Annotated in this window: 13 protein-coding genes; 9 read left to right on the forward strand and 4 right to left on the reverse strand. The window is 30.0% G+C overall.

All coding sequences use genetic code 11. From position 1 onward, the window contains the following. The first annotated feature begins 208 nt into the window (after positions 1 to 208). On the forward strand, positions 209 to 1,171 hold the full coding sequence (locus tag RH98_RS06170; RefSeq protein WP_010251818.1) for a hypothetical protein: 963 nt from the start codon (positions 209 to 211) through the stop codon (positions 1,169 to 1,171). 67 nt (positions 1,172 to 1,238) lie between these two features. Here the strand turns inward: RH98_RS06170 and RH98_RS06175 are convergent, their stop codons facing one another. Together RH98_RS06175 and RH98_RS06180 are read right to left on the reverse strand one after the other, a co-directional pair. Beyond that, a complete protein-coding gene (locus RH98_RS06175; RefSeq protein WP_010251821.1) occupies positions 1,239 to 1,634 on the reverse strand; it encodes an ExbD/TolR family protein in 396 nt (131 codons plus the stop codon). Next, positions 1,615 to 2,325 (reverse strand): MotA/TolQ/ExbB proton channel family protein, encoded by a 711-nt coding sequence (locus tag RH98_RS06180; protein ID WP_010251824.1) that lies wholly within the window; start codon positions 2,323 to 2,325, stop codon positions 1,615 to 1,617. Before RH98_RS06180 ends, RH98_RS06175 begins: the two co-directional genes overlap by 20 nt. Positions 2,326 to 3,271: 946 nt before the next feature. On the opposite strand from RH98_RS06180, the gene RH98_RS16020 reads away from it, so the two are divergent. From RH98_RS16020 to RH98_RS06215, 8 genes are all read left to right on the forward strand, one after another. Further along, a complete protein-coding gene (locus tag RH98_RS16020; RefSeq protein ID WP_010251826.1) occupies positions 3,272 to 3,571 on the forward strand; it encodes a hypothetical protein in 300 nt (99 codons plus the stop codon). Between the two features lie 134 nt (positions 3,572 to 3,705). Then, entirely contained in the window at positions 3,706 to 4,122 is a 417-nt protein-coding gene (locus RH98_RS16025; RefSeq protein ID WP_010251828.1) for a helix-turn-helix domain-containing protein, read from the forward strand. A gap of 342 nt (positions 4,123 to 4,464) precedes the next feature. Further along, positions 4,465 to 5,022, forward strand: coding sequence for a hypothetical protein (locus RH98_RS06190; RefSeq protein WP_010251831.1), 558 nt, complete (start codon positions 4,465 to 4,467; stop codon positions 5,020 to 5,022). A 94-nt stretch (positions 5,023 to 5,116) separates the two neighbouring features. After that, positions 5,117 to 5,629 carry a hypothetical protein gene (locus RH98_RS06195; RefSeq protein WP_010251834.1) on the forward strand — a complete coding sequence of 171 codons (513 nt, stop codon included), beginning with the start codon at positions 5,117 to 5,119 and terminating at the stop codon, positions 5,627 to 5,629. 13 nt (positions 5,630 to 5,642) lie between these two features. Then, complete coding sequence (locus tag RH98_RS06200) at positions 5,643 to 6,173, forward strand: hypothetical protein (protein WP_010251837.1); 531 nt, start codon at positions 5,643 to 5,645, stop codon at positions 6,171 to 6,173. 2 nt (positions 6,174 to 6,175) lie between these two features. Continuing rightward, positions 6,176 to 6,967, forward strand: coding sequence for a fimbrial biogenesis chaperone (locus RH98_RS06205; RefSeq protein ID WP_010251840.1), 792 nt, complete (start codon positions 6,176 to 6,178; stop codon positions 6,965 to 6,967). Beyond that, positions 6,964 to 8,001: a hypothetical protein gene (locus tag RH98_RS06210; protein ID WP_010251843.1), complete on the forward strand. Its 1,038-nt coding sequence runs from the start codon at positions 6,964 to 6,966 to the stop codon at positions 7,999 to 8,001. Before RH98_RS06205 ends, RH98_RS06210 begins: the two co-directional genes overlap by 4 nt. Continuing rightward, on the forward strand, positions 8,001 to 10,721 hold the full coding sequence (locus RH98_RS06215; protein ID WP_010251845.1) for a hypothetical protein: 2,721 nt from the start codon (positions 8,001 to 8,003) through the stop codon (positions 10,719 to 10,721). The genes RH98_RS06210 and RH98_RS06215 overlap by 1 nt, the downstream gene beginning before the upstream one ends. A 767-nt stretch (positions 10,722 to 11,488) precedes the next feature. Here the strand turns inward: RH98_RS06215 and RH98_RS06220 are convergent. Together RH98_RS06220 and RH98_RS06225 are read right to left on the reverse strand one after the other, a co-directional pair. Then, positions 11,489 to 12,094: a Crp/Fnr family transcriptional regulator gene (locus RH98_RS06220; RefSeq protein ID WP_010251848.1), complete on the reverse strand. Its 606-nt coding sequence runs from the start codon at positions 12,092 to 12,094 to the stop codon at positions 11,489 to 11,491. A gap of 892 nt (positions 12,095 to 12,986) precedes the next feature. Further along, positions 12,987 to 14,189 (reverse strand): globin domain-containing protein, encoded by a 1,203-nt coding sequence (locus RH98_RS06225; protein ID WP_010251852.1) that lies wholly within the window; start codon positions 14,187 to 14,189, stop codon positions 12,987 to 12,989. Positions 14,190 to 14,381 lie beyond the last annotated feature (192 nt).

Below are 14,381 nucleotides of genomic sequence, written 5' to 3' on the forward strand. Positions count from 1 at the left end.
ACATGAGAGAACTTGACATTTTATCTATTGTTAGAAGATGATTTATTGCTTTTGAATTTTGAAATAGTTGGAAGAGCTATTAAACTTTAATATTTTGTAGTATATAAATGTGAAATGATATTTAAAATGTATTATATATATAGTAAATACTATACATTTGTGAGAGATTAGTTAAGGCAAAGAAGTTTTAGTTTAGATATTTTAGAATATGAATATAAAATATACAATAGAGGAAAAAAAATCCATCATATTTACAGCAGTAATATGTTTGGTTCTTTTTGGACTACTATTTTTCATTCGATTTTTTGATGGTAAGAGTGTAGAGGATAATTTCGGTGGCGGCGGTGGCGGTGGCGGCGAAGAAGGTATTGCTGTTAGTTTACAGAATAATTCTGCTATGATGGCTAATATTTCTAGTAAAAGTACTACTACAGTTATTGAATCTGTTTCTGAAACTGTAGAGATGCAACAGCCGGAAGTTAAAGAGGTAGTAGAGGAGGTTAATGTATTAGCGACTAAAGAAGATATTCATCACACAGACGTAGTACTTAAAAAAGAAGAAAAAGCGAAAGAAACAAAAGTTGCAAAGAAAGAAGTACCTGTTAAGGAAGCTTCAAAAACAACTGTAACTGCTTCAAAAACAGTAGAGAAACCAAAGATTGAGAATAGTACGGAAGATGTCTTGAATAATCTTTTAAATAAGCCTGGAGTAACAAGTACAACAGGAGGTAAATCAAATGGAACAGCTAGTTCTGGATATTATGGAAGTGGTTCTGGAGGCTCAGGAGGTGGTGTAGGTGGAGGAAATGGTACAGGAAATGGAATAGGTTCTGGAAGTGGAAGTGGCTCAGGAAGTGGCAGTGGCAGTGGCGCAGGTCATGGTAGTGGAGTAGGTGACGGTACGGGATATTCATTAGAGGGACGTGCAGCTTTAGTAAAACCAGTTCCTAAGTATTTGTGTAATGAAGTAGGTATTGTCGTTGTAGAGGTTTATGTAGATCCTCAAGGTAATACAATAGATGCTAGACCAGGAGTAAAAGGATCAACCAATACAGTTAAATGTCTATTAGATCAAGCTAAGATTGCTGCTCTAGCCACAAAATGGCAAGCAAACAGTAAGGCTCCTGCAAAACAAGTAGGAAAGATTATATATAATTTTAATTTGCAATAGCATTATTAAATTATTGAGATAAAAAAAGTCAGCTCACCGAGCTGACTTTTTTATTATTTGTCGTATTTTAATTAGCCTGAGTTGCTATTACGAATTTAAGGTTGTTTTTAACCCCAATTTGCAATACATCTACTAAATCTTGCACTTGCATATTATAAGGAATTCTGACTACAACAGATTGCGTATAATCACTTCCTAGCTCTTGCATTAAAGTACTTTCTAAATTTTCAAAAGGTACTTCCGTTTTATCGATATAATATTTTTTATCTTCAGTTACAGAAATAGTTAAATGCTTTTTGTTTGTTTTTTCGTTTTCTTGAGATTTTGGCAATACCATTTTAATAACATTTGGGTTTGCCAATGTTGATATAATTAGGAAAAACAAAAGCAAAAAGAACATAATATCACTTAGAGAAGATGTAGCTATTTCTGCTTTAAAGCGTTTATTTCTTTTGATTGCCATTTGGTCGTTGTATTGTATTAATAAATTCCAATATATTCACTTGTGTTTTTAAAGTAAAGTTATCGATTATTGAGTTTAGAATATGATAAGCAGCATAAGCTATAATACCTACTATAAGACCAGATCCACTACTGATCATTTTTTCATATAAACCACCTGAAATATTACCAATACTTACATTTTCAGAAATAGATATATTGTAAAAGATTTTTATAACTCCAAGAATAGTACCTACGAAACCAAGTGTAGGGGCAATACCTGCAATTAGACCTAAATGGCTAAGTTTACGTTCCATTTGTCCTACTTCAATAGAAGCTTTACGCTCCATATTCCCTTCAATTTCCCCTATTGGACGTCCAATACTTAATACACCTTCTTCTACGACTTTTAATGTAGCGTTACTATCGCGTTGCGTTATGGCTAAAGCTGTATCTAATTTTCCATTATTTAGCTGATCTATTACTTGATTGAAATCATTTTTATTTCCTTTTGTTGCTTTTCTAATATATAAATATCTTTCAATCATTAGATAAATGGTATAAATAAATAAAAGGATAATAGGAATCATAAAAACTCCACCTTTTAGTATAAATCCCAATGCTGAAATTTCATTTTGAGAGTTAGTTGTTTCAGCTATATCTTGTGCAGCGATAGCAAGTGAATCTGCTTGAATTTGTAAAAAAGTTAGCATTGAATTTAGTTTAAAAATATGTGTCAAATATAATATATAAGTATACAATAATAAAAAGTTTCGAAACGGATTATATAAAATCTAACAGTTTTTTTTGAATTAACCTTTTAGTTTTTATATCAGAATTATCTCACTCCCGAATTTTTTATCCTAATTTAAACGTAGATAATAATATTTTATTCTATATAATTAGTGTAAAAAATACAATTTAGTGCACTTTTTTTATAGAATTGAAGTTATAATTAGTCCCTTTTATAATATTAAAGTTGTCAGTAGATAGTATATTGATTAATATACTGTTTAATTTTGTTACTAATTGAGATTTTTTTGTGAACTCGTATAAAAAATGTATAATTATTATAATATACTAAAATAGTATGATTTATTAACATATAAAAACATGTAATATTTTATTTTTTATGTATTTTTATACTGTTTTAAAGAACTAAGTGTAATTGCATGCTTTTACTTACAAAAGATTAATTGTGACTAATTGCGAATATTTTGTCTAATAAGTGTGAGATTATTTTAGTACTATCTCCCCAGATGGTACTAAATATCTATAGTCCCCAAAAAACAACAAAACATTTTTTTTTCGACCATCCTGCTGTAGGATTTAAAACTAACAGTATTAAGCCAATAAAGAGTCTCTGTTTTTTCAGAGACTCTTTGATTTTGCATTAGTTGTATCCAAATAGTATTTATCTTAATTAAATTGTCTTTTTAGTAGTTTTATATTTAATACTGATATCTTTTGCGAATTATTATTTGTGTTACTTTTCATTTTTTGAATATTTTATGGTGTTAAAATATATTCTAACTCCTTGAATTTACTTGTATTATGTGTTTTTTGTACGATATTTGCACACTTTCCTTTTTGTTTTACTGATTATAAACGAATAAAGCACTTTGGAAAATAAAGAAACACTAAATCCCCTTACTACTAATGAACCCCAATATTGAATTAAAATCTACCTATGGCTTTCATGTAGGTAAAGCAAGCTATTTATCTGACGAGGATGTGAATTTTGTTCAAAAAAAAGATGTATATCAGTTATTGTGGCTTTACAAAGGTAAATTAACCGTTACGATAGCGAATAATAAAAAAGAATTACAAGAAGGTGATTGTCTTTTTTTTGGTAAAAATGAACTTTTCAGATTAACAGCTGATCAAACTTACACACTGTTGTATGTGCAGTTTACAGAAGCTTTTTATTGTCGCACTGAATTGGATCGTTTTTTTTAAGTAAGTGTACTTTTTTTGATAATACTAAATCGATTAATTATATCAATGTAAAGACTGAGCACGAGGTCTTCGTACAGAGCTATTTTAATACTCTATATAAGATAGATGTAAAACCTTATAGTGATATAAATTATATGCTGGCTCACAATACAATTGAGCGCGTCTTGTTGTTTTTAATTTCTGCTCATATTGAATCGTTAGATAGTTTTAATCATTCAAAATTGACTCCTTTACAATTAGAAATTGCAGTAGCTTTTACAAAACTATTATCTAAATATGCAAAACGTGAGCGCAACGTTCAGTTTTATGTTGATCAGTTGAATCTAAATATTGCGAAGCTTACTGAAGTTTGTAAAGAAGTTTATGGTGTAACGCCCAAGAAAATAATTGCTAGTTCGGTGGTTAATGAAGCAAAATTGTTATTAAAACATACACCGTTGGCTGTTAAGGAGGTAGCTTATGAATTAAATTTTGAGGATGCTAGTAATTTTATTAGATTTTTTATTAAAGCAACAGGTTTAAGTCCCAAAGAGTATAGAGAATCATTGTGATTTATGATAAAATTATATTGGAGATATATTTTGTTAACTATGTATTTGTTCATTTTGTGATTTTATTAATACTTATTTTGAGAATGCAATTACTTTATATAGGACATAATATGGCATTAAATACATAGAATATATTCTTTTTTCATATTTAATTGGCTGTATTTTAATGTTTTAATTGTGTTAATTACTTGTTGTAGTTATGTTCGCGAAAAATGACAATAAATAGACGTTTATTGACAATTAGTGATATAGCGAGAGTATATACATTTGCATCGCTTTAGAAGAAGTAGAAAAAGTAAAGCAAATTAATATTCTTACTAATTAAGTTTAAACAAAAAATCAATGAAAACAACAATCAAATTAGCTGTAGTAGCTTTAGTTTCACTTTTAAGTTTTTCAACATTTGCACAAGTTGGTCCAAAAGATAATGGAACTACAAATCTTCATGTTAATTTGTCAGATGTATATGAGATAACTGTATCTCAGCCTGATATAACTATCCCTATGAATACTGTAGCTCATTTTCAAAATGGGAGTACTTCTGGGGAAATTGCAAAACATTTACAAGTAACGGCAACTCAAAAATACGAAGTAAAAGTAGTAGCAAAATCTGAGCTAGCAAATGGTGAGAATTCAATACCTGTTAACACTATTGACGTTAAAGTAAAAGGTAATGAAAATATGGCTTTAGGAGCTGCACCAGCAGGATTTAAAGCAACTCACGGAACAGTAGCTTTATCAACTACTGATAGTGATGCATTAATCCAAACTAATTCTGGTAGCGCTAAAATGGGATATAATATTGAGTATATTATTCCAGCAGAAAGAACTAAAGATTATACAGATAAAAAAGCTGGAACTTATACAACTACTGTAACTTATAATTTATATGCTCTATAGTAGGTTATAGTATAATTCTTTTAAAAAATATAAAAAAACATGATATTATCATGTTTTTTTTATTTGTACTTTTACCTTTATAAACCTAGTAAATATGCGTGTTCTCCTTACCTTTTCTTTTATCTTATTTTCTCTTATTTGCTTTGGTCAACAATCGGCTAATAGTAATTTAAGTGTGGTATTAAAGCCTATTCAGTCTATCAAGATTAATGAGCAACAACAAAATGTCAATTTATCTTTTGAAACAGTAGAAGATTATACAAAGGGAAAAGTAAGTGACCAAGCGGATCATATAGAAGTGATGAGTAGTGGAACTTATGAAATACGCGTTGTAGCAGCTACACCTTTAGTTAATGAAGGTGAAGAAATCAGTATTGATCATATAGGTTTAAAACCTAGTCTAGGGACTATTGGTGATTTTCGTCAAAATATAGTATTGTTACCAGTGACTTTAGCCCTGCGTGATAATAATATTGTGTCATCTTCTTTAGGTGATGTAAAAAGAACTTTTAATGTTTCTTACAAAATGAATAGTAGTGAGGAAATTTTAAATAAACCAACAGGCACTTATAGTACTGTGATAACCTACACTATTTTATCATTATAATAATTCATTTACTTTGTTGCGATTTATTTTTATTATTGTTTCATTATTAAGTATTATAAGTACTAAAGCTCAGATTGGTTCTACTCGATCTAAAGTTACTTTAATATTCAAAGAGCAACAATCATTAGTAGTAACGCATCCCAATGTAGAGCTTAAATTAGAAGGGAAGGAAGCTTTTTATAATGGTGCTCAAACAGGTAGATTACCAAGTCATATAATAGTTAATAGTTCTAGACCTTATGAAGTAAATGTCCGTAGTGTAGATGATTTTTTTCAATATCAAGATGGCGTATCAATACTTCCTGTTTCCATCGTTTATATACATGCTAGTTTGCCAGGTCATACTGATACTGATTACTCAGTTATGACACATATTGTTAGATTATCTACTGCTTCAACAAACTTAATACAGTGTTGGACATTTAATAACAGTCATCATTATTCAGTTAACTATTATATTCCTGCTAGTGATATAAATAAAACGATTAATAAACCATCTGGTCATTATCAAACTACTTTAGTGTATACTTTAATTCCCCATTAAATATGAAAAATATAATACTATTTCTTTTTTGTTTTGTTCAAGTTGCATGTTTTGCTCAAGCAGGTTTATCTATTTCACCTGGAAAGATGTTTTTTCGCGATAATGCTGGAACTGTTGCAAGTCAAAAAGTGCGTATTTCAAATCCTAATAATAAAGCCGTAGAGGTAGGGGTGTCACTTAGTGATTGGCAATATACCCAACAGGGAGTTAATCATATTGCAGATGTAAATACTTTAAGTGTTTCATGTGCTAGTTGGATTCAAGTATTGCCTAGTTCTTTTTTTATTATTGAGCCAAATGAGTCAAAGGAGATTGAGGTTGTTATGAATATACCTGCAGATTTACCAGAGTATATTCCTGTACATACTAGTATGATATTTTTTACTCAACTTAACCCGGGTGACGCTTTGGACGAGAATGGAGCGGCTATTAAGGTTACTGTACGTATGGGATTAAAAGTATATCACGCTTTAGCTGATAATCAAGAGTCGATTGAAATTACTGATATCAAACCAAATAAAACAGAGAATGGTCAAAGAGAAATTAAAGTATTTTTCGAGAATGATGGGAAGTTATGGAGTGATGGAAAAATTACTGCAAGTATATTTAATCAGCAAGATGGTGGTAAAATAGATCTAGGCGAATTAGACTTCTATAGCTTACCCTCTGATAAACGCAACATGATATATCCAGTCCCATCTGATTTAGCTTCTGGAAGTTATACATTTATTGTACAAATTGTCTACGGAAAAGAAAATATAGTAAAAGTGGCTGAAATAGATTTTAAAATATGATGAGATTTTACCAAGTATTTATTTCTATTTTTTGTCTTTGTTGCATAGCTATAAGTGCTCAAGCGCAAATAGAGTTTAGTGCCTATCAAGGGGGACAAGCCGTATTTAATACCTATAATGATTTAAAATATGGTCTTTCAGAATCTAAGCAAATAACACTGCAATTAAGACGCGATTATAATTATCCAAGCCCTCAACGTTGGAAGCTAACGGTAAGATTACAAGACGATTTTATTTATGGTAGTTATAGGGTACCTGCAGAAATGGCAACTTTAAGACCTAATTTACAAAGTGGTAGTTTTAGAGAATTATCCACAAGTGTTTTAGCTGCTGATTTACCATTAAATAGGTATTCTGAAAGTGTAATCTTGGAAAGCGCTACACCATTGCCTTATGGTAGTCCGTTTGCTTTATCATTCGATTTGTTTATGCATGGCGGTGTACATTTATTAACTATACCTAATGGTGTATATGGTAGTACCTACGAGTTTAATCTTTATGACACCTCTGAGGGATTTGATAAGTTGATAGCTAGGACTAGTTCAGTTTATGGTGCCGCTCGATTCCAATTAAATTATATTGGTAATCATGGTAGTCAGCAATTGGTATTAATGCGTGGAGCAGATAATTTTATTTTCAATTTTGAATCGCCAGTAGATATAGCTAGGGGTAAAACTATTAGGAAAGAAGGAGGATTGCGATTGCAATCTTATAGTGGTCATCAGATATTTGTTAAAGCTGCTGATAACTATATGTATAACGATACCAAGTCTCATTCAATTCCTGTCTCTGTATTGACATTGCGAACAGAATTATATGCTTTTGGCGGAGGTAATAGTTATGAATCAAAAGACGTAGTTATATACCCTGCTGTACAGCTCTCTACCTATGAGCAACCTATAGCTTCGTTTCCTAGATGGAGTGAGGGAATACAATATTCCTTAGAATTATCTATTCCTGCAAATGTTCCAGAGTTTAGAGAAGCTTCTGGACGTTATGAAACTTATTTATACTTTGTAATAGTCCCTAATTAATGAATTTTAAGGCATTATTATTTTTAATTGCTTTTTATCATACTGCTATATATGCGCAAACATCTACGGTGCGAATTGATTTTACAGATCAACTACTGGCAACAGATGCATTAGGACGTATCTCTACTGCAGTCGAAATTGTTAATGACTCCTATCAACTCTGGGAGGGGCAATTGCTATTGTCATCTTCTAATAAAGCAATAAAACTTAATAGCACGCCAGAAAAGACTATTGTTTTACATCCTGGTCAGCGACTATATATACCTATTTTGGCGCAAGCTGACATCCTTTCTAGTTACACGAGTAAGCCAAAAATACTTGCTAAACTTATTGATAGTAATACGCAATTTGTTCAACAGATTGAAGCAATTATTGAAGTTCAGAAGAATCGGAAAATTATTATGGTTACTAATAATACTGATTTGCAGTACGAACAATTAGGAGATACTTTGTCGTTTGAAGCCTATATTATAAACAAAGGAAATACTACAGAAAAACTTTCCCTTGCAATGAGTTATCCTAGTGGATTAGTTAGGGAAAAAGCAGAATCAACTACTTTTTATTTGAAGCCCCAACAGGATACTTTGATTATGTTTAACAAAGTAATTAGTAAAGAAGTGTCTCGTCAAGATGATTTTGAAGTATATGCGTCTTTACTATATGCTAATGGTGATTATATAAATAGAGTAGTTTTTAATGTAAGTGCATTAAAAGGAAAACGTAAGTACAGACCAGCACGAGATATCAGTGAAGTAAATCTAAGTGATAATCAGGTAGAAGTAAATCGTGTGTTTGGTAAAAATGTCCTTTCTTCCTATCAGTTGCGAGGAAAAGGACAAATAGAACTTAGTGAAACCTCAAAAATTAGCTTGGCTACTGATATGTTATACTGGGATGAGCAATCGCAGTTGCATTTGCGTCAACTACTATTGGATTATCAAGATAACAAATGGGATGTACAAGCAGGTAATATTTATCAAGCCGGGGAGTTTTCTGTACAAGGAAGAGGAGTTAGATCTGCTTATAAATTATCTGATTCAATAGTGTTAATTGCAGGAATATTAGACAAGACGTATTTAATAACAGATCCTTCTGAGCGTTCTATAGGATATAATGCTTGGGTTGGGTTTGATTCTTACAAAAACAGATGGAATTCATCTAAGTTATATTATGATGTAACAAATCGATATAATGAAAAGAGAACACTCTGGTTTAATTCTTTTTCTTTGATGGATACTCCGAATTTTAGAATGCAATTCCAACAAGGGGTATCTTATACAGCTAGTAATAATACAAATAAATATGGTGCTTATACCGGTATTTCTGCCAATGCCAGTTTAGGACAGTTTCAGTTTCAAACTAATTCCTTTTATAGCACACCATATTATGCAGGTATTAGGCAAGGGGTAACACAATTAAATAATACACTTCGTTGGTCAAAAAATAAAACAGGTGTTAACTTAACTTATCAGTACATTGATTTTAATCCTAAATATACATACCCAACATACTTTTTGTCTAAACAAGAATCCTCAAGTATTGGCGTGAATTTAACTTACCGCATGAGTGATTTTTATTGGACATTAGGACCTCGATACGTGCAAGAGAAAAGACCAGATTATAAAACAGGAGAATTGATTTCACTAGAATCATATCGAGCAGCTATTGGTGGTAATTATGCTAATTTTAATAAACAATATGGTATCAATGCTAATTTAGAAGTTGGGAAATATCAAAATATTAGTTTACTAGATAAGACTTTTAGTATGAAATCATTTATTGGTGCTAATTATAAAGCGATTGATGTTGGTCTAAGCTATCAGTATAACTATAGTAATTTGAGTGAATTTATTAATTCAAGTTATTTACCGCAAGATACTTATACTAATTTCATGTTTATTGCTAATTATAGAAAGCGATTTGCAAATGAAAAATTAGGAGTACAACTCAGTAGTTATTATACCGATAGTAAGACTTTTAGTAGTCTATGGCAGTCTAACGCTAGAGTGGATTATAGGTTGAATCAATCCATTGAATTATATGGTTCTGGATATACCACCTATGGAGGTTTATATAATAAAGAATATACTTACTATCTTCAGTTGGGAGCTATTGCTAAGTTTAATGCAATTAAATCGTACATTAAGTCTTTTGACTTAATGGTATTAGTTTATTATCAGGATGAGAATAATAATCTAATACCTGCTGCTAATACGATTGTAAAAGTAGGGAGAAAGTCATTTATCACTGATGACCAGGGAAGGATTTCTTATAAAAAGTTGCCTTTAGATACCTACGAAATCCAAGTAAAAAATGACAAGAATTGGTTTGCGGCGCCTGTTACAATATTACTAGATAATGATATGGTTCAAGAAATTGTTCTTACACAAACTGCGACAATACAAGGAAATATCAAATATATACAAAGCGAAAAATCATACGATATCGTTAGAATGCTTGGTAACCAACGAATATTAGCCAAAGATGAATTAGGACGTCGTTTTACTGCTTATACTTCAGATAGTGGCGATTTTGTGTTATATGTACCCAAAGGTGTTTATCAGTTATCATTATATCCTGATAATGGTAATTACGTAAGTGTATTGAATAATGATATTGTGATCAATATGAAAAATAAGCGAGTAAGTAATCATGTTTTCGAAATCTTAGTAAAGGAAAGAGAAGTAAAAACAAAGAAATTTGAAGCTATCGAATTTTAAGAAAACGATATAAAAAAAAGTAACCTTCTGATAAAGAAGGTTACTTTATAATAGTGGAGATAAATAAGTTAACTAGGTACCAATTAAATGTAAACATTCTAATTTTTATTATGAGCAAAAATTAATTAATAATACCTTTTACTACAAATTATTATACTTCCACATCAAAAATGTAAATTTGACAAACACATTTTTTTATTTTTATAATTAACTAAAAAAAATAGGAGTACTCCATTTTCAATATGTTTCCCCCTAGATTTCCTAACATAGCAATTTTTCCCTTTTTAAAAATTAGTAATGAAGTAGTAGAAACATTATTAATTTTATTATTTGTTAATTATAGTACAATAATATGATAAAATTATTAAAAATATACCTTTTAGGTATAAAATTTTACCTTGAAATAAAAAAAAATTAAAGTACTAATGAAATTCAAATATTGTTTTTATAATTAATTAAGTAAACAAATCTATATTAAGGATAATTCTCTTTATTGATATTATAATTTACACGTAGATATATGGCGATATAGAAGCGATTGTATAAGATTCATCTTCTTTTTAAAATTGCAGTTTATATTTTTTTTTAAGAATAGATTTAATGCAAGTAAGTTTGATAAATAGTTAAGTTAGTTACTGGAATTGTTCAGACGAACTTCTATTAGCCGCATTGGTATTAAAGTAAATAGAAATGTATATTGCTAGTAATCTGGTTATAAGTAATTATATAAGTGGAATGTGTTAAGCGATATTTAATATAGTATTGATTTACGATTTTGTATTCACAACTATTTTAGCATTGATAATTTTTACTTTACCTTGTCTTTCTAAGTGTTTGAAAGTTCTAATTACGGTCTCCACTCTAAGACCAGTGAGATCAGCTATTTGTTGTCGCGTAAAATCAACTACAAATTCTTTTTCATCTTTATTTGTTCGATGTGTTTTAAGGTAATCAAGTAAAGTAAGTAATCTTTTCTCTGGCTCTTGCGAGGATATTTCAGGAGCCATAATTGATTTATAGTATAATCTTCTGGCAAGACTTTTATTCAAAGCAAGAGATACCTCTGGATTCTCATGCATCATTTTATAAAAATCCTCTTTACTGATTTGAATGATTGAAGTTTTTGTAATTGTTTCAGCATTAGCAGGATAGCATTCATCTATAAAAAGGGGTGGTTCGCCAAAACTTTGATCTTTGACAAAGATATTTTGGATGAATTCTTTACCATCTTCATTGTAATTATTCATCTTTACTTTTCCCTCTACAATTTGATAGTAATGGGTAGGGTAGTGTGATTCTAGAAAAATAGTCTCATTTTTCTGATAAGTTTTTATTTCAGCACCATATTGTAATAATAATTCTTGTCTTATCATTTCTTTTTTTTCGTTAGAACACTATACAAATATAATAGCAGTTTCTTTAATCAGCAAATACTATTGGTAGGGAGGCATTCGAAGGATTCTGTAAGAAAAAGCCTCAAGGCACAAAATAGACAAGAAATAATCTTAACTGGATATACAACTATATGACAATTAGTATAGCGTCAATTATTTGATATTTGAATACTATATAAAGTTCATTGCGAATAATTTCAAAAATAAGAACACTACTTAATACCATTATATCTATTTACCTGCTGGGGAAATAAGGGCAAAAAATGATCTTATTTTGTCATTTATGTAATTCCGAAGAATGTAACAATCCTTGTGTTTATAGTACTTAGCAGGTTATTGTGGAAGTAAAAGTGCACATTTGTTCAGCAACGCTTCGGTAATTGTTGGGGTAAGCACTGTAAAAACAGGGGTACCCCGAACAAAACTGCAACGGTACCCGAACAACGTTGGAGCAGAAACCAAATAAAATTTGAAAAAAAAAGAAAAATAGTTGGAATAAAATTGACTTTTTTACAATCAATTTAGAAGATAAATCAAACTTTGATTTGTGTATATTTATTTTTAATCTATCAGTTAGAACACTGAATAGTAATGTGAAAATACAACTTATTTTGTTACTTGTTCTATGTTTTTTTTACAATAGCATGCTTTATATTTTTTAAGGCTCTAGAATGGGAGTGATTAGTAGTACTAATTATACGGGAGTGAATTCATAACTATAGCTTATCGAATATTTTTAGAAATAAAAAAAAACGTACAGCTTGATTAAGGCTGTACGCTTAAATAAAAACGATTGTTATAGATAACAAAAAATAATTAAATAAAATAACTAGTAACTTTCTCTTTTAAAATTTTTAAATAAGAAGTAGGCTTATTGTTCTGGTGCATATTCTTGATAGAAAATTTGATTTTCATTAATATTTCGAGCTTTTAAATCACCTTTTAATTTTTCAACGAATTCTTTTGATCCACTTAGATAATAATCTGCATTATTACTAAAAGTATATTCTTTTATTTTGTCAAAATCTATCTGTCCTTGATATTGGGCAAGATCTGCGGTAGTTTCATCTATCTGGTCATAAAACATTATTGGAGTCACTAAAGGGTAATTATTAGCGATATATCTTATTTTGTTTTTGAAGGCTTGCACATTTTTATTTTTGCTTGTGTGAATCCAGACAATCTTATGATTACCATAATTATTTGCCTCTATGGTTTCTAACATTGAGATTAATGGACTTTGACCAATTTCACCACTTAAAAATACTTTATCTCTAGTATTGCTATTCAGCGTAAAGTTACCTTTAGGAAGGGTTAATGCTACTAAATCTAATTCAGCCAAATGATCATATAGATAATTAGTTAATCGTTCTTGCATTGTATTGACCTCTTTATGAGCTCTTTTAATTGTAATGCGATAGTAATCATCGTTAGGTATGGAAGATATGCTATAGTTAGCTGTTACTTCTTTATTAAGGCTAGGCAGAAACATTTTTAGTTGCAGATATTGTCCTGGCAAATGTCGAATAATACAAGTTTGATTTACTGGGGTTAAATATAGAGAGATTACATCATCAGATTCTTCTACTTTACTTTTTACAACAAAAGTATTCCACTGGCTCTCTAGGGGATTATTGCTATTAATATTAATGTTTTGGTCGATATCATTGGCTAGTATAATATCTACAATTTGTTGACAAGCTGTTTCCCAAGCTTGCCTAGTTTCTGCCGAAGCCTCGTGTTTTAGTATTTTTACGATTGCCTGTATAAAATAGCTTCCCATTATTTCGTATTGTTCTGGGGATATTTCAAGCTTTGTGTATTGTTGTCTTAATGTATTAATTAGTTTATTTATATTTTGCGTTTTTGCAATTTTTTCAACACAAGTTATTATTGTTGACAAGATATGAGATTGTATTTCAGTTTGTTCTAGATCTCCTAAATTTTTGATGTTTAGTAGCTCAGGGTGTTGTTCAAATAAAGAGGTATAAAAAACATTAAGTAAGTCACCACTATTTTCTTTTAGGAGATTGGAAGTTTGTAATACTATTTTCTTTTGATTATTAGATAGCATGGGGAGTTGTTGTTTTTAGATATTTTATATTCAAATTTACTTCGAGCATACTTTAGTATTTATGACTGTAATCATGTTTTTGTTTTTTTTAAAAATAAATTGACTATTACAATTATTAAAAGTGTTTTTAAAATTATAGTTTTTACGATAATGTCTGTTTATTGTTTGTTTATATAAGTTTAATATGTTTTA

It is taken from the genome of Myroides injenensis M09-0166 (genome assembly GCF_000246945.1).
GTDB classification, from domain to species: domain Bacteria; phylum Bacteroidota; class Bacteroidia; order Flavobacteriales; family Flavobacteriaceae; genus Flavobacterium; species Flavobacterium injenense.

Coding starts and splice junctions, on each gene's coding strand:
- RH98_RS06170 (WP_010251818.1), top strand. CDS start 209: ATGAATATAAAATATACAATAGAGGAAAAAAAATCCATCATATTTACA.
- RH98_RS06175 (WP_010251821.1), bottom strand. CDS start 1,634: ATGGCAATCAAAAGAAATAAACGCTTTAAAGCAGAAATAGCTACATCT.
- RH98_RS06180 (WP_010251824.1), bottom strand. CDS start 2,325: ATGCTAACTTTTTTACAAATTCAAGCAGATTCACTTGCTATCGCTGCA.
- RH98_RS16020 (WP_010251826.1), top strand. CDS start 3,272: ATGAACCCCAATATTGAATTAAAATCTACCTATGGCTTTCATGTAGGT.
- RH98_RS16025 (WP_010251828.1), top strand. CDS start 3,706: ATGCTGGCTCACAATACAATTGAGCGCGTCTTGTTGTTTTTAATTTCT.
- RH98_RS06190 (WP_010251831.1), top strand. CDS start 4,465: ATGAAAACAACAATCAAATTAGCTGTAGTAGCTTTAGTTTCACTTTTA.
- RH98_RS06195 (WP_010251834.1), top strand. CDS start 5,117: ATGCGTGTTCTCCTTACCTTTTCTTTTATCTTATTTTCTCTTATTTGC.
- RH98_RS06205 (WP_010251840.1), top strand. CDS start 6,176: ATGAAAAATATAATACTATTTCTTTTTTGTTTTGTTCAAGTTGCATGT.
- RH98_RS06210 (WP_010251843.1), top strand. CDS start 6,964: ATGATGAGATTTTACCAAGTATTTATTTCTATTTTTTGTCTTTGTTGC.
- RH98_RS06215 (WP_010251845.1), top strand. CDS start 8,001: ATGAATTTTAAGGCATTATTATTTTTAATTGCTTTTTATCATACTGCT.
- RH98_RS06220 (WP_010251848.1), bottom strand. CDS start 12,094: ATGATAAGACAAGAATTATTATTACAATATGGTGCTGAAATAAAAACT.
- RH98_RS06225 (WP_010251852.1), bottom strand. CDS start 14,189: ATGCTATCTAATAATCAAAAGAAAATAGTATTACAAACTTCCAATCTC.